Origin of the sequence: Mangrovimonas xylaniphaga (genome assembly GCF_001280435.1) — a bacterium.
Lineage (GTDB): Bacteria > Bacteroidota > Bacteroidia > Flavobacteriales > Flavobacteriaceae > Mangrovimonas_A > Mangrovimonas_A xylaniphaga.
The window spans coordinates 153830-177043 of sequence record NZ_LBIP01000016.1; the positions used below are offsets into that span (position 1 = coordinate 153830).

A 23214-nucleotide genomic window follows, 5' to 3' on the forward strand; every position below is an offset into this window, starting at 1 on the left:
ATACTCCTAAAATACTCCCACCTAATTCACAGTTCTATTTTTATCATTTAACTCCTTAAAAGAAAAATCCATTAATGCTTTATCTATAAAGTCATGTAAATAGGCTTTTAATTGATTAATCTCTTTAGGGCTTCTATGATTAAAAATCATAGGGTTATGCAGAACTCTTAACATCTTATAAAATTTAAAGGTTCGTTCTATAATTTCTTGCACTTCTTCAAAATAATCTTTGGTTATCATTTCAGAAGGAACCATTAATCCATTCTTAAAGCCAACATACAATCCATTATTTTTTGAATCATTAAAACCATTTAGTTTCTCAATACGCTCACTGGTCTGAACGAATGGTTCCAAAGCTCCAGCAATTCTACCCAATTCGTTTATGGCGGAATTCAACCATCGTATTTTAGTATTAGCTATAGCCTTTGGGCTCTCTTTTAATTTCATTGAAGACTCCAGTAAACCATACCCTGTTTCAATTAATTGTGATAACTGATGCCTAATTTTATGGTCTCTAAAGAACTTTTTTGAGTCTTGTAATCTGTAAACCTTATAACCTTGGCTATGTAAAAAAACCAAGATTGCCTTTATAACTTCCTCTGAGCTTAGTATCAACAATGATGTAGCAGTAGAAAAAGATTGATTTTTTCCTGCAATCAAATTCGCATCTTTTCTCAACCTTAAGGCATTATTATAAATTGGTTTATCTAAACCAATTGATTGCTTTGCGCTAAGATTAAAGAAGCTATTCACTCTTAGAATATTTAACATTGTCCTCCGCAACCATACCTAAAGCCTCATCTTTCTTACCAACCGTTACCTGACCATTCATTAACATAGGTAATAACCAATCGCGTAAATCAGCGATTTTTTGGTTTTCATCTTTATTGTTGTGAATTTTCGTATATATAATCCTAAGATTCTTATTCAAAGAAATTAAAATATTTTCATCCAATGGAACAGGTAGTTTCACATTTGCAATTGACTTAGTATTTACAACTCCCTGTACAGATCCTCCAGAGGTAGCTTTTACTTGATTTATTATATTATCAGTTTTAAGAGTTTGAAATAAAAATTCACTTGAAAAATTTGAAGCCTTATTTGGCTTAACCACTACGATATTAAGACAATTAGCAGGTTCTTTTTTATAATAAATAGATGATAGTCCACTATCTCCATGCCTTGCTACTAAAATGTCTCCACAAGTCAATTGAGACTTTATATTTTTGTTATGAAATTCGTAATTCACATATATCATATTATTCATATCCAATCCGTCAGAACTTAAGTTACCTGTTCGAATTAATGGTACTCCGTCGTCCTTAGAACAAAAATATGGCTGACACTTTCCGACGAAACCAACACATACTCTTTCTGTCATTTGATCTAGTCTTACCGCATCCCACCCCTCAGGAATCTCTCGCTTTAATTTTTCATTATAGACCATTTTACCTCCTGAGGATTTATATGGCTTACCGTTTTTGTCTGGAAAATCAAACTGGACAAACCAATAGTCATAAATGGTTTTGGCGAGTGCCTCTAACTTTTGGTTTATCTTGTTGTTGACTTCTATTTTGGCATCTAAATCGGAAAGGACTTTGGCTATTTGTTTTTGTTCGTCCAAATCAAAATTTGGAATTGGAAATTCTAGAATTTGATTTTTATCTCCTCGAGGCATCTTAGTACCTTTTGAACCAGCCATCATATAATCAAAAAATTCATCCCTAAAAAGTGAATAATAAATGAATTTAGGACTATACCCTTTTTTTACTTTTAGAGTTAGAACATCTGAAGAACTACCGCCTGAACAATTTGCAAACCAAATCTTTTTTAAATAAGGTCGAATATTTGCAATCAATATATCGTTTTCATCGTATCGAGTTACTGTATTTGATGTTTGCTTTGGCATTTTTTCAGCCTCCACTTTTCCTTGTTTATTCTGAAGTAAATTATCTGTAGTAACATAATTTTCAACATTTATGTCATCCAACGATATTCTATCTTTTGAATAATTAGCTACATTTTCAAGAACCTTATGCATATTTCAAGTCTTCTAGGTTCTTTTTGATTTCTCCTTCTAAGCGTTTTGATTCCTTAAAAAGATTTGTCAAGTTATATGAACATTCTTTAAGACGTGAGGCAAATTCTTCCGCAGTAATATCTGTATATTCAATTTTTACTTCAAAATATTGTCCTGGACTTAAACTGTAGTTTTTGGCTTTTATTTCATTGTAACTTACTACCACAGAAAAATCGTCTTTGGCTTTTTTGGTATTAAACGTATTAATAATTTGTTCTTCTTCCGCTTCAGTTAAAACGGTTTTCTGGTTCTTTCCGTCTTTAACGGTTTCGCCTAAATTAGAGGCATCTATAAGCACCACATCCTCTTTGTTGGCTTTATCTAAAAACAGTATCGACACATTGGTGCCTGTGGTTGCAAAAATGTTACTTGGCATACTTACCACACCAGCCAGCATTTTACTTTCTACCATTTTTTTGCGTATCTTTTTATCGATACCCGATTGTGCCGTTATAAACCCTGTTGGTACTACAATAGCTGCTTTACCTTTGTTTTCTTCTAACGAATACATGATGTGCTGTAAAAACATAAGATATATCGCCATGGATTCTTTTTTCTTAGCTGGCACTTTAGGTACACCTGCAAAAAAACGACTGTGATTTTCTTTACTGTCTAAATCTTCGCGATAATCGGAAAAATCTAATTTAAACGGTGGATTAGACACGATATAATCGAACTTTTTTAAATCGTCATTAGTGTCTTTATGAAAGGGCTCTAAAATGGTATTTCCTTTTACAATATTAGGAATGGAATGTACCAGATTGTTTAAAATTAAGTTTAAACGTAGTAAGTTGGACGACTTTTGCGAAATGTCCTGAGAATAGATGCTACACTTACTTTCACCAATTTGGTGCGCTAAATTCATGAGCAATGTTCCTGACCCAGCAGAAGGATCATAACAGGTTACACTGTTTACATCTTCGTTTACTAAACAGCGAGCCATGATTTTAGCCACGGCATGTGGTGTAAAGTATTCGGCATATTTACCACCACTGTTTGAGTTGTAATCTTTAATAAGGTACTCGAAAATAGCAGCAAAAAAATCGTACTTCTCTGTAAAAATACGCTCGAAACTAAAGCCTCCTAATTTATTAATTATAGCTCTGCAAAACCCGTCTCTGTCGTCGGTAACATATTTGCTTAAATTTTCGAATAAGACTATTTTTTCGCCCCCATTAGTAATTACCGAGAAAATAGCACTATTCGTTTCTGCTATACTTAACAAGGTATTATCGAATAATTGGGCAAAATCAGGTTCGTTTTGTTTAGTGTGTAAACTACTTATAAACTGTTCTGGTTTAATAACTGCTGTACCCTCGCTAAGCTGATAGGTAAGCATTTCGAAATCATCTTTAGAATAACTTTTCAACGTAGCTTCCCAATCGTCCGATTTGGCAATATTTTTATCAATACCCTTGACTTCGTAAATAAACTTATCGTTTAAAAACTTATACAGAAAAACTTGGGTTATAATTTTAAATTCGTTTCCATCATTTCCTAAACCGTAATTGGCACAGACACTTTTTAAATCGTCTATTAGTGCTTTGGTTTGGGTTTCAAAAGCAACTGCTGCTGTCATAAATTTTATTGTAATTAACTGGCTACGTTTCCGTAGTATTCATTCATGTATTCTTTTACAATCAATCCTTGTATGCGCTTAGAAGCAGCAATATCTAAAGGAATGTGTTGTTTTTGTTTAAATTCTGTAACCACCAAACGCATCATTAAGCGTTCTACATAATTTTCGTTGTCTAGTAATTTGGTGTTTTGCAATAATTCTTGATCAATAGCTTTTTTTAATCCGCTTAATGCTTCAAATAATTGCATTTCACTATCGGTTAACGGATCTTTTTCAGACAATCGTTTATGGAGTCGTGCATATTTTTCGTCATTATCGTATTTTGCTTTCAATAGCTTATCTTTCCTATCAAGCTCTTTAGCTTCTTTGTAAATTTTTTCTAAGGCTTTAATATTAGCTTCCATTTCTTCTTTGGTAACTTCATTCAAATTTTTCTTTTTGAATAAGCGTTCCAGTTCCTCGCGCAAAGAAATAAATTCTGGTGAACTTTGATCAAAATTTCCACCTAAAGCTTCACGTGTTTTTTGAAGTGTGTTTTTTAAGGTATCTGCCAATACCATTTCTTCTTCCCTTACTTTATTAAACGCAAATAACACATCTTCTAAAGCTATATTTAAAAGGTTTGTAGAATCTATATTATTTTCTAAAGCTTCTTTAGTATTTATTAAACCTAGGCGATTATTAGCTTCACGAGATAACACCGTTAACATTTTAAAATCTAACTTTTCCAACAATTCATAATTACCAGATAAGCGAATTAAATTGTATAGACTTTTAGCATTATTTAATGCTTTAGTGATTTGTTGAATCTGTTTTTTATCTGAAATGGCATTAATTTGCTGAGAAAACAATTCAGCGTTCTTAGTATCAAAATGAAATAAAACCTCTTTTATCTCCCGAATTTCTTGATTGATTTCTTCCGAAGATTTAAAAAGAGCGGAATAATGTTCCAATTCATCACCTAATTCCGACTGTAATTCTCTAAAATAATCTTGATTGGTTTTATCAAATTCCTTTTTTATATCCGCAAAGTCTACAACGTAACCGTATTTAAAATCTTTATAAGTTCTATTAACTCGCGTTAAGGTTTGTAATAAGTTATGCGATTTAACAACACGCCCTATGTATAACTTCTTTAGTCTCTTGGCGTCAAACCCTGTTAGCAACATTTTAAATACAAATAAAATATCAATTTTCCCTTCTTTAAAATTTTCAACCCAATCTTCACGATCTTGTTTTGTACCCACATCATGTAAAATAACCTGGGCTCGTTTTACTTTACGTTGGTGTGTTTTGGTTTTCGTATAATTAGCAGGATCTTCGGCTGCCAAATTAAGAACCTGAGATTCGCCATATTTTGCATTAAAAATGTCTTGCATTTGTTTTGCCTGATCCGAAGAATCACAAACTACCATAGCTCCAATACTATTGTCGTTCATGGCTATTCTCGCCTTTTCAAAATCGGCAACAATATAATCCAGCATCGGCTCTACAAACTTAGGATGCGCAAACACCACTTTTTTATCGGCATTACCTTTTAAGATTTCAATTTCCTCTAAAGCTTCTTGCAGGGTTAACTTATAACTTGTTTCAATTTCTTCACGAATTAGGCGTAATGTATAACCATCTTTTATAGATGCATTATAGTAATATTTATGAATATAATCACCAAACAAGGTTTTAGAATTGTACTCTGATCCCAAAAGTGGTGTTCCTGTTAACCCAATTTTAATCGCGTTTTTATCAGACTGCTCTAAATTAGCCAGAAAACTACCCTTTGGGTTGTAACTACGGTGTACTTCATCTAAAAAGAATACGCGTTGCATACTCAAATTATAATCAGTGTTTTTTATAACATCAGGATCATCTTTAAATTTCTGAATGTTCACTACAGTAATCTCGGCTTTCCCCGAATGGTTATGTATTGCCTGGGTAGATTTAATATCTTCCGCAAAGGCTTCACGAGAATTAATATTGTGCACTATTAAACCCCGCGATTTAAATTCTTTACCCGCCTGAATTAATAAATCCAATCGGTCTACAATAAAATAAAACTTAGGAACAATTTCCTTTTTCCGAAAATAGTGAGTTAAGTGTTTAACATTGTAATACGCTAAAGCAGTTTTGCCGCTTCCTTGGGTATGCCAAATTATCCCCTTATTAATACCTGCTTCCAATTTAGCAGCAATGGCTTTGGTTGCAAAAATTTGTGGATATCGCATGATATGTTTCTGTAAACCACTATGCTCCTTCACATAAGCGATTGAAAACTCTAAAATAAAAGCTAAACGCTCTTTTTGAAAAAGAGAGGTGCAAATGCGATTTGTAGGTTTATTAGGGCTCTTATTTATTAAAAATTCAGGGGCATTTTTAATGCTTAGTAGATTGTTATCCTTTAAAACCTCCGTCTCTTGTTCATCTGGGACATCGGTTAAAAGTGATTTTAAATCAAAGTTTTCTTCTTCTCTGAAATAATTAAACATGGGTTTGTAATACGAAGTGGCACTGTAAAAAGCCCCCTGTAACGGTTCTGTCGCTTCATCATCGTATTCCATATTATTAGAAAACACCATTAACTGAGTGGCATTAATGAATTTTCTGAATTTTTTATTCTGAAAACGCGTTTGCATACGTTTATGCTCTGCATGAATCCCTAGTAAATTATTCGGTTTTTTGACCTCAATAAACACTAAAGGCATCCCATTAATTAAAAGTATTATGTCTGGCCTAAACTCTTCATCATCCTTCTTGTATGGTAATTCAGTAACAACATGAAAACTATTGCTATCAAAATTTTCAAAATCGATTAATTTAACTCCTGATCTTGCTACCAATTTTTCATAAAAAGCCTTTCCTAAGTCTTCATTTTCCAGTGTTAGAGAAACTTCAGAATATAACCTGTCAATTTCAATTGATGTTAGCTCTGGGTTTATAACTTTAACCTGTTGCTTAAAAATATCTATGAAAATATTCGTGCTTTCGTCCCAAACCTGATGCTTTAACGAGAGATATTGATAACCTAATTTTAACAAATGTAGAATGGTAGGTATTTTTACTCTGGAGTCTTCGTTGAATTTCATTCAGTTGGTAGGTTGATTTTATAAAGACTTTAAAAGTAATTATTTTATTCAAATTTTGAATCACCAATAATTCAATAATCAGATAAATTCAATCCAAAAATTAATTCTATTATTCATAGATAAAAAACCCTTTATAAAAAAATTCACTATTTCTCGCATAAATAATTTTTTTTTTCTAATTTAATCCACTGACAACCAACAACCAACCACAAAAATGAAAATTCCAACCATTATCATTATTTGTCTATTCTATCAATTTACATTTTCACAAACAGCTGCTACTATACCACCCAGTGATTTTGTATTGGACACAGACCAAACCTTAGTAATAAATTCAGATAAAATTTTTAATCATTTAAAACTAAATGACAATTCAACGTTAATTTTAAATGAAAAGGATAGTATTTCTATTACATGTAAAACAATTGATATTGGAAATAACGTTACAATAAAAATTTCAGGAAATAACGGGCTTGATGGAGAAAATGGAATTGATGGAGGCCGAGGAGATTCTTGTCGGGATGGAAGAAATGGAGGAAATGCAGAAGCAGGAAAACCTGGAGAAAATAGCCCTGCCTTTTCATTTACAGGAAACATATTAACCTATGGTTCTCTAAAAATAATAACCAAAGGAGGAGCGGGAGGTAATGGAGGTATTGGCGGTAATGGAGGAAAAGGAGGACAATCTAGAACTGGAGACCTTCCCTTCGACTGTAGATGTGGTCCTGGAGATGGAGGGAACGGAGGAAATGGAGGAAATGGAGCATTTGGAGGAAATTCAGGAAATGTATACTTCTTTTATGAAGCAGAAAGTGATGTCGTAAATTCAATATTAAACAATTTTCAGTTTATTAGTTCACCCGGAGAAAATGGCAGAGGAGGTTATGGAGGACGCAAAGGAGAAAAGGGATCAAATACTACAAATTGTAGCCCTTCCAAGAATGGAAACCCCGGAAAACAAGGATTAACTCCACTTGGATTACCTAAACAAGGTGAAATCTATTTTAATAAAATAAACTTAAATGACTGTAGCAACAATATATCTACATCAATTTTTATTTTCTCTGGATATGAAAATATAGATGATAAATTCTACTCTATTACAAATAAATTAAAAAATTCTATAAGCAATAATTTAACCTACGACAATTTAGTTGTCTTCGAAAACAAATCTAAAAATGAAATAATTGACATTTTTGATCAATTAAAAGAGGGCACTTCTCCCCACATCGATAGTTATGACGATAGCCAACTATTAATATTTTTTATAGGTCATGGAACATTAGACGATCGAGATTCCTTTTACATTCATTCATTTCCCTTAGAGGAAAAAGTTTACTTTTCTGATATATTAACTAGAATTGAAAATAGTGAAATAGATAATGTTTTAACTGTTGTTAACTCTTGTTTTAGTGGCAAAATTCATGACAGTAATGGAGATTATATAATTAAAAACATTTCCAAAAGCGATCCTAAAATCATTACCATGAATTCATGTGGAGGAAAATCAAGAGCATTTCTAACATCTTCTTATGGTTCCGAATTAAGTGACAAAACATCTTTTTTAAAGGGCTTAATAGCTCAACTTGAACTAATAACTCAAGATGAAACTATCAATAATATTTATTTAAATATGATGAATTCTGAAATACAAATGAACGGGGTTAGGCCTACTATTGGATATTCAAATACCTCTTTAAATAACTCTCGCTTTATATTTTACAAAAAAAACTAAAAACCATGAAAACATTTCACAAAATTTCTATTACTTCTTTATTTTTACTTTGCTTAAATCTTAATTCCCGAGTTCAAGCACAAGACTCAATTACAACAGCCAATCAAGATGCAATCCAAACTTATTTAACTAAAGCTAATGAAGTTTTAAATAACCATGGCACTGAAATATCCAGGTTCATCGGAAAAGTTAAGGGGCAAGGATTTTTTAAAAAATTGGAAAAAAAACCACTAGATCCTGTAAAGAAACAGTTTTATCTCATAAATAATTCAGGACTAAATGACAATGTAGAATTACAGACCCTTTATCAATCTTTAGCGGACTTGCACAACGAAACGCTTACAGAAATTCAATCACAGGTTGCAAACGCTAATGCTTATAGCGCGATAATTAGCGTGAATTTCAAATCAATTTATGATGCAAACAAGGCGCAAATTTCAAGTAGAGCCGATGAGTTTATCAAAAAATCTTATGAATTAAGAACAGGAAGTGAACATGCAGGGATAATACAAATTATAACTGCAATCTTTGAAATAAAAAATCTATTAGATAAATTTAGTGTCAATCTAGAAGAAACTGCGAAACCTATTATTATAGCAAATTTGGAAAAAAGGAAATTGCCATCTTGGGATGTTGCAATAGCAAATTCTATTTGATGAAATTATTATAAATATACCACCCTATAATAGGGTAACATCAAGACATTTTTGTTATTAATTGATGTTACCCTTATTTATATCCTATTTTCAATTCACAAGCCTAATAAAATCCTCCAAATCACAATTAAACAAGCCTTCTGTTTTGAGTTGACCATCGGACTTCCCCTTTGTCATATCCCAGATTTTTGCTTCAATCCCAGAATCCAAGAGCAATGGTAATTTTTTTTTCATTATAGCAACAGCATTTTCGCTTATATCAGGAACCAAAACCACTCTTCTACCCTTCAACACTCCTAACTTATCTTCGGTTAATCCATTTATACCCCCATATGCTAACCATAGATATTTTGGAAAATGCATAGCACAAACAATGGCTGTTTTTTCACTTTCCACTAAAACTACTGTTTTACTTAAAAAACCTTCTTTATTAATTAGATGCTCCCCAAACAAACAACTGTAATACCCATCTTCATTTTTATAAGGCACTTTAAAATATTTCGTCCGTTTACCATTAGCTCTGTAATACGACACCTTTGCTTTTTGAGTTTTACCTTGTGAATTAATGCTCCAAAAGACAGTCCCAAGGTCTTTATTAGTACCTATGTAATACATTTGTTTTACTATATCCACTTTTTCATCTCCATATGTCCTCCTTAAATATTGTAATAAGTTGTTTTCAGGCTGCACCTTGTAATACATTTCAATTATCTCAAAATCAACATATTTTATATTCTTTTCAGATTTAATAGATTTTGTATTACATGAATCAACTGATTTGTAATACAATTTGTCATACAATTGTGTGACATATGGCTCAAATGTATTACTTACATCATTCCATATATATTCTCTCCCTAATTCATCCTTATATACGGTTGGAGGAAGCGTTGTTTCTCCACAAGAATGACAATACCCATAGTTGGATGGATAGCCTTTAAAGTTTACGAACTTTGAATCCTTGTTGGTTCTGTTACAACAGGGGGTAACTAAAGACCTATCTCTTTTGTTTTCAAAAACCAACGATTGCTCTACTTTCTGAAGCATAATTTTAAATTTAGAAACTGGAAACTCGAAACTTCACAAATAGACTTCACAACAATCTAATTAACAGACAGTAACCTTATTAAAACTCTAGGTTTCGAGTTTCCAGTTTCTATTAATTTTTATTCCACCTTTTTGAAATCGTCCCTTTAGTTAGCCCAGTAACTTCAACAACTGCCTTTTGCGAAGCATTGTTTCTTTTTGCCATTGCTATAATATGCTCTACCTCCGGCTCATTTTTGCTTTCCTTAACGGAAAGGCACGACTCCAATATGATGTTAAAATTGGTATAATAATATTCGTTTAATTCGATTGCCAATCTCACCTCATCCAAACAAAGATTTGTACCAAACCCCTTTTGTTGGGAATACTTCATCATAAAGACTAGGATACAAAACTTATGTATAGAAATCTGCATTTTAGACATATACTCTTTAAGGACTGGTCTAGTTTTTGACTGTCTATTTATCAACTCCTGGCAATACTCAAAAACCATTGCTTTTGCTGGTCCAGACATAGTAATTTCAAACTGTTTCCTTTCTTCCAATAGCCGTTCAGATTCCAGTTTATATTCTAAGATATTTTTAATACTCTTATCATAATTAAGAATAGTCTCAATAGGTATACCATTATTCTTTAGTACTTTATTTGCCGTTAACTTAGGTGTAAACAATAGCCGATCTATAAACCCACTTTCCAAATTGCCATTAGCAAACAAATTTGGTACAAACTGATGCTGAAGTCCCCCCATCAATGTTGGGCAGGTTTTATTAATTCTAAAGCTTTCCGTTGTTTTCCTTGAAACATCTACATGTCCATTAGTATAACCCTCAAGTAAAAAATTGCGCCAAGCTACTCCATCCCTACTATTTGAATTCCCCATTTTATCAATAAGTCCAAATATTTCATCTATTAAAATTCCTATAGAGTTAGGGTTTTCAGCATGAATTTTATGGGCAGCTTCAATGGAGGCATTTTGAATTAATACTTGCTTCCTTATCGGCATCTCTACCTCCTCCTCACTATTAACACCTCTCAAAGATTCTTTAAAATCAGAGTAAAACAAATCATCAACCTGTTTCAAAGGGTTCGTTGCTAATTTTATGGCTTCTGATTTAGCATCTCCTCTACTACCTATTATGGTAAAATATAGATTAGGATAATTTACATACCCCAAAACATTCATGGAAAATGTCAAACCAATTGATGTGCTTACAGTAAATAATATTGAACTTAATAAATACTCCTTTGGAATCCTCTTATATATAAATGAATGTTCAATCAAGTCACTATACTCACTAGGCAACTGATCTATAATTGAAAATAATTTTTCTCGAGCAATCTCAATATTTGACTTCGAAAAACCATCAAGTTCGTTTTCTATTTCATCTATGCTACTATACTCCATAGCTAATCTATAAACAACACTTTATTATTTTCTTCATCATACCTTATAGCATACATGAAATAAGAAAACAATTCATAATTAAATGAATTGGAGTTCCCTTCAACTGGAAATTCAAAGTTCATAGCCCCCCTGATTTCTCCATTTAGTAGTTTTTCTATTTCTACGGCTATCTTGTCAATTTCTTCCAAGATCTCTTGTGTAAATAAAGGATGTTTTCTCATTTTTTTTATTAATTCCAATTGTTGGATATGATACTCCCCTCCTTCAATAATTTCTGGGTTCCTCTTTTTTTCATATATCCAAAAAATGAACTCGGAAAAAGAAAGAGACTGCAATAATGAGCAACTCCTCGAACTCTTTGCTTTTTCAATGTCCAAATCAACAGTATTAATAAAATTTAAAAGTGCTTCACGAATCAAATTTGACATAGATACTTCTTTAATAGAGCTCAGAATCTCCAATTCCTGTTTCAGTGTATCAGATATTCTTATATTTATAATATTATTTTTCATAATTGATAAAATTGTTCAATACCTAAATGGCAATTTTTTAATAAACGGACATGTGGTTGCTGCCATCAAAAAACATAAGGTTTTTCACAAAGCAGCAACCAGAAACATCCATCTTTCTGATAAAATCTGAATTTATTTATTCTTTTTCACTCTTTCTAACTTCAATTAAAATTGAATTTCCCTCATGAATCACTTTCCCGAAACGGGAACTTTTTTCCTTAAATTCTTCAATCCCCATGATTTTATTGTTCTTTAAAAGAAGGTCAACTTTTTCAGGGTCAACGGGAAAATTTATTCGAAGAATAATTTCATCATAAGAATCAATAGATTCCTTGAACTCTTTACTTGATATAAAATCTATTTCAACATTCTCTTTAAAATATTTTTTCAAATTTTTAGCAACAGGCTTAAGACAATTAACGACCACTTCCTTATTATTGTCTTTCAATTCATTTCTATTTTCCATTATCTTCTATATTTTAAGGATTTAACTTCGGCCAACGATTTTTCCAAGTCCACCCGTTTAATTACTACCCGTCTTCCAATCTTGGAAGCAGGTATAAAACCTTTCTTTATGTAGTTGTGGACTGTTAATTTGGAAACACCTAGTTCCTCTGAAACCGATTGAATGGAAAGTTTCTCATTCGGGTTACTTTCTAGCAAAGTAGAAAGTTTACGATCAATTAGCCCTTCTAATTGATCAAACAATTCTGTTTTTGTTAGCTGTTGTAGCTGAATAACATTTGTCATATATACTTTTTTAATATTAACATTGCGAAAGTATATTTTGACTGTCTTCGTTTATTCTTATAGTAACTATATAGTAGGTACTATAAATTTAATTTTATAATCTCCAATTCGTCTTTACAATGAATTTTAGACTTTTCTGATAATAACGGTAATATTTTTTCTAACATACTTACGCGATTAAAAGTTGGCTGTAGCCTATACTCCTTATCTCTTACAAGTTTCCCATGCTCCTTTCTGATATTCGCTCCATTTTTCCCAAAAGTTTCCCCTATTTTTTTCCAATACTCTTCTCTTTTAAGTCCATCATCTTCAATCACCCTTTCCTTTGCATAATCCTTATAATAAACATAATAAGCTATTTCTGAAGCCGATAAACACTCATTTGTCAAGTCATACTTGTAACTTAATTCTAAATATTTTTCTCTATTATCTTCATTAGATTTTTCTCCTTTTTCTATCTCCTCTATTTTTCGTTGAATATCAGATAAAATCAAATCCTTTTCATGGAAATCATGCCATTTATCCAATAAATCCCTCAAATCAGTCCTCCCTTCGGATTCCTCCCAGTTTAATGTCAAAGTAATCAAGTCTGAAAAATTATAATACAAATCAGTTTTATTATATGTTAAATATAGTTTCACAAAAAAATAACCACTCTCACTACATAAATAAAAATAAACATATTCATACCAAGCCACATAAACACCTAAAACTTCTCCTCCTTCGTTTTCTAAATCTGAATACCATTCATAATCAGAATCTTTTGGAAAGTTCTTTTGATATCGCTTTTTCAAATATTTGATTTTATCTTTTTTCCCTACTAACGATTTTAACTTAAAAAATATTTTTTCAATTTCTATTTCGGCTCCTACCCCATTCCCAATTGCGCATACTTCTAGTTGACAAAAAATTTCCGCAATAATTACTGGATTCATCGTATATCTCCGCTCTTTATAATCTAGATCTAACTCAAATTCCTTCGGAGGTTTACTGTAATAAGCAAATTCATCTCCTTCATGATATTGGAATGCAGCTAAAACATAGATGTTTTTTTGAATTAATAATTCAATTTTTTGATTATCAAAAACAGACAAATCCATTCCATGTAATACTCCCATAAATTGAACTCCCGAAATATCTATTGAATAATCTTTTAATTCTTGCTCATGCATAACATAATAATTTTTATTTGGCATTTTAAATGCACCAAATTAATTCTTTCACATTAAAAAAAGGCACTTTATTGCCCTCTTTCATATATCTAACTAAAACACTAAAGCTACTTTTCAAAAGTCAATTAAATTGTCTTCACTCGACCTATGTCCCTTATTTAATATAGTTCAATTCTATTTACTCCAAACATCCATCATAAAATCCTTCTTATCATCTTCATTTGGCTTGTAATATTTATTAAACACCTCCAAACTCTTATGCCCTGTAAACTCCATAATAACTTTATCTGGTATCTTTTTGTTTTTCATAATCGTTATAAAGCTTCTTCTGGCTGTATGTGATGAGATTCTATCATAAAATGGAATTGGCGTTTCTATAACCTTGTTACCAATTTTCGTAACCTTTTTGATATTGTGTTTATACTTAAGCTCCTTAAAAACCTCCTTAATGTATTTATTGAACTTTTGTGTAGAAATAACAGGGAGCTTATAATCATACTTTTCTAATATTTCCAAAGAAAAATCGTTAAGAGGTATTTTTAAATACTTGTCATTATTCTTTTTATCGACAACCTTTATGCAACCATTTTCTATATCATTTTTAGTAACCTTCGAATAGTTACTAATTCGCATACCTGTGGAACAGCCAAAAACAAAGATATCCCTAACGCGTTCCAGTTTCTTTTTTTCGCTTAGATCGTGTTCATATATCGCCTTGACCTGCTCAAAAGTTAAAGCCACTTCATCTGTAGCCTGAGCTTTTGGAGATTTGAATTTTTTAAAGTCAGCATTATAAGTATGATTGTTTTCCAAAGCCCAATTCAAAAAGGTTTTAAGCAATCCTACATTGCGTCTTAAGGTATTAGAAGAATGCTTCTTCACAGTAACACAATAATTAATGTAATCATTATAGAACTCACTGTTGATCTTATTAAAATGTAGACTTTTCTTTGAATGAGCTTGAAAATCCTTTAGGATGGTCTCATTATATTCATATCGTTTAATTGTTGATGATGAATTAGCCGTATCTGTGTGATTATTCCTTTTCGAATCTAAAAAGCGTTGATATATCATGAAAAAATTGTTGGACACTGCTTCAACTCGTTTGAACTCTTTGTCAAATTCCTTACGGGTTGTCTCAATGTCCAATTCTTCATTGATATTCTTGTACCTATTAACCAATTCCGCTAAGAACACATCATACCTATCAACTTGCCTTTTAATCGATCTATGCTGTTCGGAATTTCCTCCCCTACCTTTTAAATTATTTGGTTGTCTGTTTTCAAAATCCCATTCTGAAGGCAATATGCTTTCACCTGTGGAATACACAAATTTTTTTCGTTCAGTTTTAAAGTAGGCTGAAAAGACAATTAAAGTAGGTTTAGTGTCCTTTGGTTTTCTAAGATTAAAGGTTCCTTTCATAGTTTTCGAGTTGACAGTATCGTTGACAGTAAAGGTATATTTAAAAGCTTTTTCGAACCAAATCTAAGTAAATAAAACATTACACAAACTCTCGAAACCCTTGATTTTACTACACCTTTGTAAATCGGAGCAAAAAAAGTTCAATAACCTCTTTCTCCGCTGAAAAGCCTTGCATTTATTGCAGGGCTTTTTTTTATATAGTCCTTTATTCTACAACAACTCCCCTTCCTTTTCTTAAACCAAGCCAAAATCACTTTAATTAATAATTACACTAACAATTTCAAACCCCATCCCACATTTAAATCTCCTTTTGCAACATCATTTTTAAAGGTTGTTGTATTTTTGACATCTCTTTTATCGCTTATCTTTTTATGGGTTTAGCTGATGGGGATTTAAAAAAAATGTGAGGAAAACAATGTAAAAGACCTTTAAACCACTCTAGACTTTACATCAAAGTGAAATAATAATCTAAATTGGGATTTTCCACTAAGGCACCTCGCTAAATTTACGCTATAATGAATACTACAGACAACAAACAACATAGACTGTTTGATTTTTTATTAGGTGACAATATCAAAATGTTGCCAGAAAACTTCTTACAGTACAAAAAAGACGGTGCCTGGGAGCACTATACACCAATCCAACTAAAGGAAATGGCTTTTGGGCTGGCAAATTCACTATTGGCAAAAGGCATAAACGGCAATGAAATCAACATAGAAAACAAATCAAAAGTTGGATTGATATGCTTCTCATCTCCCGATTGGTTGGTCATTGATTTAGCCGTCCAGCTTACAGGTGCAGTATTAATACCATTATACCCAAACATTTCAAGCAATGAATTAGTGACCATTTTCAATGAGGCGCAGCTTGAAATCTGTTTTGTGGAGAACATGGAGCTATATGAAAAGTTAAGTTCGGTACAACATTCCATTCCTTCCTTAAAGGAAATCTATATCATCAACTCAACCAATACGGAGCTTAGCTGGAAACCATTGATTCAACCTTATTCCAGCGCTATTTATGACCAAGTATTGATTCAGGCCAACAAAGTTCAAGACACCGATGTGTGCACCATTATTTATACATCTGGGACCACAGGAACCCCCAAGGGTGTGATGCTTTCTCACAAAAACGCCTATTCCAATATGAAAGCCACGTCTGATGAAGTGTTTGAATATTTAACTCTGGAAGAAAATAGATCCCTAAGTTTTTTACCGCTGAATCATATTTATGAGAAAATGGCCATGTATTTTTATACTTACAATGGCTTTACTATTTCGTTTGCCGAAAGCGTAGACAAGGTGGCTGAGAACCTGAGAGAAGTAAAACCATATATGTTCTGTGCGGTACCTAGGCTTTTGGAAAAGGTTTATGAAAAAATAATTTCTATAGGAGAAACCCAAACGGGCCTTAAAAGAACCATCTTTTTTTGGGCTGTTAAGCTAGCAAATAGATATGAATTTAATCAAAAATCAAATCTTGCCTATAAACTTCAATTATGGTTGGCGGATAAACTTATCTACAAGAAATGGCGTGAAGCTCTTGGCGGAAATGTAAAAGCCATCATTATGGGTGGTGGTGCTTGCCAAGAACGGTTAATACGCGTTTTTGGAGCTGCAGGAATTAAAGTTGTGGAGGGTTATGGTCTCACCGAAACCTCTCCTATCATAGCCTTCAATCGCACCAATGATATTAGACCGGGAACCGTTGGAAAGCCCCTAAAGTCAGTTCAAATTAAGCTTTTGGAAGACGGAGAAATTTGCTGTAAGGGAGACAATGTGATGGTAGGCTATTTTAAACGCCCTGAAGAAACCGAAAAAGTTTTGAAAGATGGTTGGTTCTGCACTGGAGATATTGGAGAAATGGTCGATTCCAAATATTTAAAAATCACCGATCGTAAAAAGGAAATGTTCAAGACTTCAGGTGGTAAGTATGTGGTACCGCAACCTATAGAAAACAAAATGAAAGAGAGTTTTCTAATTGAACAGATCATGGTGGTTGGAGATGGCCAAAAATTTGTCTCGGCATTGATTGTCCCTAACTTTTCCGGTTTAGCCGATTGGTGCCGAAAGCATTCCATCCCATACGTAGGCAAAGAAATTGCCCTAAAATCGGAAAATATCACCAAGCTTTACCAAAGTATCATAGACCGATACAACCCACTGTTCAACCATGTGGAGCAAATCAAAAAATTTGTGCTGTTGCCGGAAGAATGGACTGTTGATAAAGGCGAACTGACTCCAAGTATGAAAATCAAAAGGAAGGTCATTGCTAAAAAACATGAGACTGATATCGCTCAACTATATGGTCTTTAAAATATAAAACAAAAAAATCCGCTCAATGAGCGGATTTTTTATGCTAAATAGTTTCCTTTACTACTCCAAGGTATTCAATATTTGGGCAAACTTTGCTTTGGTAGAAAGCACCTTATTATTAATGTCAATACGCTTCAATTCTGTTTCAATCAATTTGGCCTCTCGATAATTGATCAAAAACAAAGAACCTTCCCCCAACTCAAATCGTTCTTGCTCAAAAGCGACCAATTGCTTGTAATCATTTACCAAATTTTGAGCAATGGCACTTTGGTTTTCATAGGAGTCTATTTCCTGCTGAACGGCGTTAATTTTGTTAAGCAAACTTACTTTTGTTGCGGATAAACTAAATTCAACATCCTGCAATTTCAATTTGGTAAGCTTCAAATCGCCACGCTCCTTTCGCAAAAACAAAGGCATACTAATGTTGAGCCCAGCTTTATAATTATGAACCGTCAACGAATTTATACGTTCGTAATCACTGGTTAAAAAATTGTATTGTGCATCTATTTTAGGCAAAAGGTTATTGGTGTTCAACCGTTTTTCCAATACCAATTGCTCTTTTTCCAAGTTGATAGCCAGTATTTTTGGATGGTTTACCAAAAGTTCCTCGTTCACTTCTAACAAACTACTATTCAACACTTGATCCGCAATAAACAGGGAATTTTCATCTGGCACCAAACTATAATCCAATTCCACCGGTGTATTGTTTTCAAGCCATAAATAATTGGAAAGTTCCAATTGCGATTTCACATAGTTAATTCGGGATTTCTCTACATCCAATTCCCTATTTTTTAAATTGATACTCGCTTCCAAAGTATCCACAGCAGGCTTATCCCCAGCCTCAAAGCTCACCACAACATTGGATAAGCGTTCTCGAGCGTTCTCTTGAAATGAAGCATACACCTGATACTCCTGATAATACTTCAACCAGCTAAAATAAGCTTCAACCGCATTGTAGAGCACTTCATTCACCGCCAAACTTTGCTTGTTCAAACTAATGTCCCTATAAAGCTTTGCCTGTTTTAATGTGGTCATACGTTGGTTGGCCAAAAAGCCTTTTGCCAAGGACATGGACACTCCTGCGCTATAAAGACCATCTTCTGGAACTTTAGCCTCAGGATTTAGGTAATAGCCTTCATTATTTTCATAATTGGCCTTAAACTCAATTCCGTACCACGTAGGGATTTTAAATGCTGCATTGAGCTTATCATAATACTCTGTACCTGTAAATTCCTTTTTACCGTAATCCACTTCTATTTTGGGATCGAAAGCCCCGCGAGCCTTAAGCAGTTTTGCCTCTCCTTCACTCGCAATCAAGTGGGCCTGCTTTACCACGGGATGGTACTGCTTTACATAGCCCAAAAATTCTTCCAAAGTAAAAATACTATCAGCCACCGTTTGCCCCTGAACCTTAAAGTTCACGGCACTTAACAGTAATACAATAATCACTATATATTTAGGAAAATGCATGTTTTTAAAAACCATTATATCTTTTTAAATGATAGCTGTTACTTTTTTGAATCACTTTTTTGGGCTGCATCCGTCCCATTAGGGGTATAGAAATTTGGAGGAAAACTGTTGATCTGTCTCCACAATTCAAACCAAATAGGCACGTCTTCCAAAAGCGCAATGGTTTTGGCTCCCGATCCCACACGTAGGGCTTCTGGCCACGGTCCATAATCTGGATCTCGTGTAATCAATACCCGGTACATTCCATTTTGACTAGCAAAATTTTCAATAGCTACAATTTGCGCCCCATAGGTTCCGTAGGACACATTGGGCCACCCACTAAACACGATTGCAGGCCAACCTTCAAACTCTACCTGCACATGTTCGCCTTTATGCAACAAGGGCAAATCTATAGGCTTGACGTACATTTCAACAGCAAGCTCATAATTGGCGGGCATGATCCCAACCAAAGGCTCTCCTTCTTTAAAAGTTTCCCCTATCCCCGATTTTATGGCCTTATTGATATAACCATCTTGAGGCGCTGTAATGAAAAGTAAACTGTTACGTTTTTCATAATTAGCCAAGTTATTTTCTAGTTTCGATACCTGTGCTTCGGTATCCAAAGCACTGGATTCTGCCGAATACAAATCACTTTGGGCCTTTGCCAACTTATCGCCATAAGTAGCGCGAATGGTAGAAATATTCAATTCTGAATTAATGACTTCATTTTTAGAAGCCAGCCATTTGTTTTCCTGTGAAATCAACTTGGCATTGGCCTCCTGCAATTTATTGCGGTATTCTTCCACATCCTTCACCGCTTTCAGCCCTTTTTCCTGTAAGGTCACGGTTCTTTCAAATTGGGTTTGGGCAATTTGTGCTTTAGTTTTAACAGCTTCCAAATCGATACTATCCGATTCTACTTTTAATTTGGACTGCAACAATTTGTTTTTAGCCTGCTCCAACTTCAACTGCTGCTCCTGTTGCAGGGCAGCGTACTGATTCTTGAGTGCTTGTACTTTGGAACGATAAGCTTCCACAGAAGCCGACTTCGCCCTAATTTGCTCTCCAGTTCTATCGGTTAGTTGCTCATCAAAATACTCGCTCTTGATTTCCGAAATCTTAAGAATGGTATCGCCTTCCTTCACAAAATCGCCTTCCTGCACCAACCAAGCATCAATGCGTCCTGGAATTGGCGACTGAAGTGTTTGCGGCCTTTGGTTAGGTTTTAAAGTAGTCACCAAACCTTTACTGGTGATATTTTGTGTCCAAGGCAAAAACAGAATCACAATCAACAAAATAGTACTCACCAAAAGCACCCTTCTGAACAAACGATGGTGGTTTTTATGCAAGGTTGCCTTACCAGATTTGAATTGTTCCAAATCCAAAAATTCCGAGACTTTATTATTTGAAATGTTTAGCATAGTGTTTACGAGTTAATCATGTGACCATCTTCCAAAATAATGTGCTTGTTGCACATGCGTTTCCATACATTGAGGTTACTTACCACAATCACGCTCCAAGGGTTGGAGGCGCCACATAAGTATTGAAAGATCTTTTCGGATTCTTCAATATTGAACTGCTTTAAAGGCTCTTCCAAAATGAGCACTTTAGGCTGTTTTAAAATGGCTCTTGCCAATAATAATTTCGCTGAAATAAAATAAGGTATCTGTTTTCCTTCTGGTTTCAATAAGGTGTTCAATCCTTTAGGCTGGCGCTTTAAAAAATTGGACAACCCAAGTTTTTCAAACACTTGAAAAATGGCTTCATCACTTATTTCAGGATTTCCAAAAGTGACATTTTCCCTAATAGTACCCTCAAAAGGTGATTCTTCGGAAAGGACCATCCCCAAATGCGACCGGTATTTGTTAATATGCAAACTCTCTATAGAAAGATTGTCTATATAAATATACCCATCGGTTGGCGCCAATACCCCTGCTATAAGCTGCAACAAGCTGGATTTCCCCGAACCACTGTCCCCTTGAATCAACACACGGTCTGTAGGTTCAATTGTAAAAGAAATATGTTCCAAAATTGGTTTCTTCCGATTGAATACTCTATAGCCAGCATTTTTCAATTCAATGGTAAAAGGCTTGGCTGCGGTAATCTCTTCGCCATATTGATTCTCGATGGGCTTGTCTACCACCTGGCCTAACTTTTCAATGGCCGTTAACACATCGTAAAAAGACTCCAATCCTAAAATGAGTTTTTCCACGGAAGCAATAATTAAAATGATAATGATTTCCGCCGCAACAAACTGCCCGATATTCATCTGCTGATGCAATACCAAATAGCCTCCAACCAACAACAATCCAGCAGTTACCAATACTTTAAAACCAATCATTTGCTTGAACTGCAACATCAAGATTTTAAAATGGCTTTCACGTGAATTCACATAATCAAACACCAAATCATCTGTTTTGTTCATGGCCAGACTGGTCTTCCCCGAAAGTTTAAAACTGATTACTGTACGGGCAATTTCTTCCAGCCAATGGGCCATTTTATACTTGTATTTAGACTCCGTCAAACTGGTATCCAAGCCCTTTTTGGCGGTATATTTGAACACGATAATGATAAGCCCTATTAACAGCAAACCAAACACAATAAAAAACGGGTGGTAAAAAGACAGTAGAATAAGGGCGAAAATGATCTGCAGGAATGCCGAAGGAATATCAATCAAAATCTTTGACAATCCCTTTTGGATGCTTAGCGTATCAAAAAAACGGTTAGCAAGTTCTGGCAAGTAGTAATTGCGCATTTCATTCATTTTTATTTTAGGAAACCTGTAGGCCAAATCAAATGAAGCCCTGGCGAAAATGCGTTGCTGAATGCTCTCAATAATACGAATCTGGAAAAGTTTTAAAATCCCCGTAAAGGCCACTCCAGCCGTTACCAACACCACCAACACAATCCACGATGTAGACACTTGCCCTCCTTGCAAAAGCGTAATAATAGCTTGAATTCCCAACGGCAAGGTCAAAGCCAAAATACCTTCAAAAATTGCAAAATAGGCCACTCTAAAAATGTCTTCCTTTTCTAGCTGCACCAAGCCCAAAAAGCGTTTCCAAGGTGATAGGGTTTCGTTATTCTTCATGCATTAGGGTGTTAAAAATGACGTTTGTGTAAAATTGGGTAACCGACGTAGCATCGGTATTGTTGGTAAGCGTTTTAAAATGGTCTGCAAAAAAGTGTTGGTGCAAAGCCCCCTCAACCGTAGAACTGGCCAAACTCAATGGAAATTGATAACTGCCATTATAGTCCTGAATAACTTCTGCAAAGCGCTTCACCACACGTTTAAAAGGCATAAAAAAGCCTTCTTCATTTTCGGTATCGACATCGCAGGTAAGGTATGCCTTGGCATTTTCCTTGATAATGATTTTGTTGAGCAATACCTCGTTGATATGCTCAAAATTGCTATCCTGTTCTGTGGTTCTAGTAAGTACCTCGATGGCCTTTTCAAGTTTTTCCTTGGGAGCTTTTAAGGCAAAGGTTTCCAACACCAATTGGTACTCTATCCATACCCAATACCAAGAAGTCAAGTACATCAACAAATGGTGTTTGCTCTCAAAATACCTATAAATAGAACTCTCATTGGAATTAATATCGGCTCCCAACTTTTTAAAATTGAACTGCTCAAAGCCAAGTTGATCAATGAGTTCAATGCTATGCTTGATGATGCGCTTTCCCAGTTCTGAGGTCTCAGGATCTTTGATAAAGATGCCCTTGGGAACTTCAATTTTAAAATTTTGCAGCAAATTGATCATTATAATAATTATTTAAATCACAAATCTAATAGTATTACTATTATAATTGTGATTTGATATATTAAAAATTTGTGAAAATTTCTACAAAATGAGCAACCTAAGACTTTATAACATTATTTGATTCGACTTCTTTTTTCAACTGCCAAACCATAGCAAAACAAATAACACTCTAAAATACAACATCTTAACACAAACACTAGTGACTTTTGATTAAATTTTTTAAATGAATGAATAAGGAAAGAAAGCCTTCT

The 23214-nt window shown here is 34.0% G+C and carries 18 protein-coding genes; 3 read left to right on the top strand and 15 right to left on the bottom strand.

What is annotated here, in order from left to right:
* Positions 1-21: 21 nt before the first annotated feature.
* From ZA06_RS09370 to ZA06_RS09385, 4 genes are read right to left on the bottom strand one after another with little or no spacing between them, the layout of a single operon-like run.
* Positions 22-753 carry an AbiV family abortive infection protein gene (locus tag ZA06_RS09370; protein WP_157503211.1) on the bottom strand — a complete coding sequence of 244 codons (732 nt, stop codon included), beginning with the start codon at positions 751-753 and terminating at the stop codon, positions 22-24.
* Positions 746-2041, bottom strand: coding sequence for a restriction endonuclease subunit S (locus ZA06_RS09375; RefSeq protein WP_053977213.1), 1296 nt, complete (start codon positions 2039-2041; stop codon positions 746-748). Before ZA06_RS09375 ends, ZA06_RS09370 begins: the two co-directional genes overlap by 8 nt.
* Positions 2034-3659: an HsdM family class I SAM-dependent methyltransferase gene (locus ZA06_RS09380; RefSeq protein ID WP_053977214.1), complete on the bottom strand. Its 1626-nt coding sequence runs from the start codon at positions 3657-3659 to the stop codon at positions 2034-2036. The genes ZA06_RS09375 and ZA06_RS09380 overlap by 8 nt, the downstream gene beginning before the upstream one ends.
* Before the next feature lie 14 nt (positions 3660-3673).
* Positions 3674-6739, bottom strand: coding sequence for a type I restriction endonuclease subunit R (locus ZA06_RS09385; RefSeq protein WP_053977215.1), 3066 nt, complete (start codon positions 6737-6739; stop codon positions 3674-3676).
* A 214-nt stretch (positions 6740-6953) separates the two neighbouring features.
* Here ZA06_RS09385 and ZA06_RS09390 point away from each other — a divergent pair, with 214 nt between their 5' ends.
* Positions 6954-8474 (top strand): hypothetical protein, encoded by a 1521-nt coding sequence (locus ZA06_RS09390; RefSeq protein WP_053977216.1) that lies wholly within the window; start codon positions 6954-6956, stop codon positions 8472-8474.
* 5 nt (positions 8475-8479) lie between these two features.
* Positions 8480-9130, top strand: a complete 651-nt coding sequence (locus ZA06_RS09395) for a hypothetical protein (protein ID WP_053977217.1) — start codon at positions 8480-8482, stop codon at positions 9128-9130.
* A gap of 90 nt (positions 9131-9220) precedes the next feature.
* Here the strand turns inward: ZA06_RS09395 and ZA06_RS09400 are convergent, their stop codons facing one another.
* From ZA06_RS09400 to ZA06_RS09430, 7 genes are all read right to left on the bottom strand, one after another.
* Complete coding sequence (locus tag ZA06_RS09400; protein WP_053977218.1) at positions 9221-10177, bottom strand: DUF6371 domain-containing protein; 957 nt, start codon at positions 10175-10177, stop codon at positions 9221-9223.
* Between the two features lie 112 nt (positions 10178-10289).
* The gene (locus ZA06_RS09405; protein ID WP_053977219.1) at positions 10290-11582 is read right to left on the bottom strand and encodes a DUF3987 domain-containing protein; all 1293 of its coding nucleotides are present in this window, start codon (positions 11580-11582) and stop codon (positions 10290-10292) included.
* Between the two features lie 2 nt (positions 11583-11584).
* Positions 11585-12094, bottom strand: a complete 510-nt coding sequence (locus ZA06_RS09410) for a hypothetical protein (protein ID WP_053977220.1) — start codon at positions 12092-12094, stop codon at positions 11585-11587.
* 136 nt (positions 12095-12230) lie between these two features.
* A complete protein-coding gene (locus ZA06_RS09415; protein WP_053977221.1) occupies positions 12231-12560 on the bottom strand; it encodes a hypothetical protein in 330 nt (109 codons plus the stop codon).
* On the bottom strand, positions 12560-12844 hold the full coding sequence (locus ZA06_RS09420; RefSeq protein WP_053977222.1) for a helix-turn-helix domain-containing protein: 285 nt from the start codon (positions 12842-12844) through the stop codon (positions 12560-12562). Before ZA06_RS09420 ends, ZA06_RS09415 begins: the two co-directional genes overlap by 1 nt.
* An 80-nt stretch (positions 12845-12924) precedes the next feature.
* Complete coding sequence (locus ZA06_RS09425) at positions 12925-14016, bottom strand: hypothetical protein (protein ID WP_157503212.1); 1092 nt, start codon at positions 14014-14016, stop codon at positions 12925-12927.
* 174 nt (positions 14017-14190) lie between these two features.
* Positions 14191-15438 (bottom strand): tyrosine-type recombinase/integrase, encoded by a 1248-nt coding sequence (locus ZA06_RS09430; RefSeq protein WP_053977224.1) that lies wholly within the window; start codon positions 15436-15438, stop codon positions 14191-14193.
* Positions 15439-15953: 515 nt separating this feature from the next.
* Between ZA06_RS09430 and ZA06_RS09435 the strand changes: the two genes are divergently transcribed.
* Entirely contained in the window at positions 15954-17753 is a 1800-nt protein-coding gene (locus ZA06_RS09435; protein WP_053977225.1) for an AMP-dependent synthetase/ligase, read from the top strand.
* Between the two features lie 60 nt (positions 17754-17813).
* Here the strand turns inward: ZA06_RS09435 and ZA06_RS09440 are convergent, their stop codons facing one another.
* Genes ZA06_RS09440 through ZA06_RS09455 form a run of 4 tightly spaced genes read right to left on the bottom strand, consistent with a single transcriptional unit; the run spans position 17814 to position 22963 of the window.
* Positions 17814-19223, bottom strand: coding sequence for a TolC family protein (locus ZA06_RS09440; RefSeq protein ID WP_082331994.1), 1410 nt, complete (start codon positions 19221-19223; stop codon positions 17814-17816).
* 38 nt (positions 19224-19261) lie between these two features.
* Positions 19262-20623 carry an HlyD family secretion protein gene (locus tag ZA06_RS09445; protein WP_053977226.1) on the bottom strand — a complete coding sequence of 454 codons (1362 nt, stop codon included), beginning with the start codon at positions 20621-20623 and terminating at the stop codon, positions 19262-19264.
* Positions 20624-20628: 5 nt separating this feature from the next.
* Complete coding sequence (locus ZA06_RS09450; protein ID WP_053977227.1) at positions 20629-22293, bottom strand: peptidase domain-containing ABC transporter; 1665 nt, start codon at positions 22291-22293, stop codon at positions 20629-20631.
* A complete protein-coding gene (locus ZA06_RS09455; protein ID WP_053977228.1) occupies positions 22283-22963 on the bottom strand; it encodes a TetR/AcrR family transcriptional regulator in 681 nt (226 codons plus the stop codon). The genes ZA06_RS09450 and ZA06_RS09455 overlap by 11 nt, the downstream gene beginning before the upstream one ends.
* Between the last annotated feature and the right edge of the window lie 251 nt (positions 22964-23214).

Coding starts and splice junctions, on each gene's coding strand:
- ZA06_RS09375 (WP_053977213.1), bottom strand. CDS start 2,041: ATGCATAAGGTTCTTGAAAATGTAGCTAATTATTCAAAAGATAGAATA.
- ZA06_RS09380 (WP_053977214.1), bottom strand. CDS start 3,659: ATGACAGCAGCAGTTGCTTTTGAAACCCAAACCAAAGCACTAATAGAC.
- ZA06_RS09385 (WP_053977215.1), bottom strand. CDS start 6,739: ATGAAATTCAACGAAGACTCCAGAGTAAAAATACCTACCATTCTACAT.
- ZA06_RS09390 (WP_053977216.1), top strand. CDS start 6,954: ATGAAAATTCCAACCATTATCATTATTTGTCTATTCTATCAATTTACA.
- ZA06_RS09395 (WP_053977217.1), top strand. CDS start 8,480: ATGAAAACATTTCACAAAATTTCTATTACTTCTTTATTTTTACTTTGC.
- ZA06_RS09400 (WP_053977218.1), bottom strand. CDS start 10,177: ATGCTTCAGAAAGTAGAGCAATCGTTGGTTTTTGAAAACAAAAGAGAT.
- ZA06_RS09405 (WP_053977219.1), bottom strand. CDS start 11,582: ATGGAGTATAGTAGCATAGATGAAATAGAAAACGAACTTGATGGTTTT.
- ZA06_RS09410 (WP_053977220.1), bottom strand. CDS start 12,094: ATGAAAAATAATATTATAAATATAAGAATATCTGATACACTGAAACAG.
- ZA06_RS09415 (WP_053977221.1), bottom strand. CDS start 12,560: ATGGAAAATAGAAATGAATTGAAAGACAATAATAAGGAAGTGGTCGTT.
- ZA06_RS09420 (WP_053977222.1), bottom strand. CDS start 12,844: ATGACAAATGTTATTCAGCTACAACAGCTAACAAAAACAGAATTGTTT.
- ZA06_RS09425 (WP_157503212.1), bottom strand. CDS start 14,016: ATGCATGAGCAAGAATTAAAAGATTATTCAATAGATATTTCGGGAGTT.
- ZA06_RS09430 (WP_053977224.1), bottom strand. CDS start 15,438: ATGAAAGGAACCTTTAATCTTAGAAAACCAAAGGACACTAAACCTACT.
- ZA06_RS09435 (WP_053977225.1), top strand. CDS start 15,954: ATGAATACTACAGACAACAAACAACATAGACTGTTTGATTTTTTATTA.
- ZA06_RS09440 (WP_082331994.1), bottom strand. CDS start 19,223: ATGCATTTTCCTAAATATATAGTGATTATTGTATTACTGTTAAGTGCC.
- ZA06_RS09445 (WP_053977226.1), bottom strand. CDS start 20,623: ATGCTAAACATTTCAAATAATAAAGTCTCGGAATTTTTGGATTTGGAA.
- ZA06_RS09450 (WP_053977227.1), bottom strand. CDS start 22,293: ATGAAGAATAACGAAACCCTATCACCTTGGAAACGCTTTTTGGGCTTG.
- ZA06_RS09455 (WP_053977228.1), bottom strand. CDS start 22,963: ATGATCAATTTGCTGCAAAATTTTAAAATTGAAGTTCCCAAGGGCATC.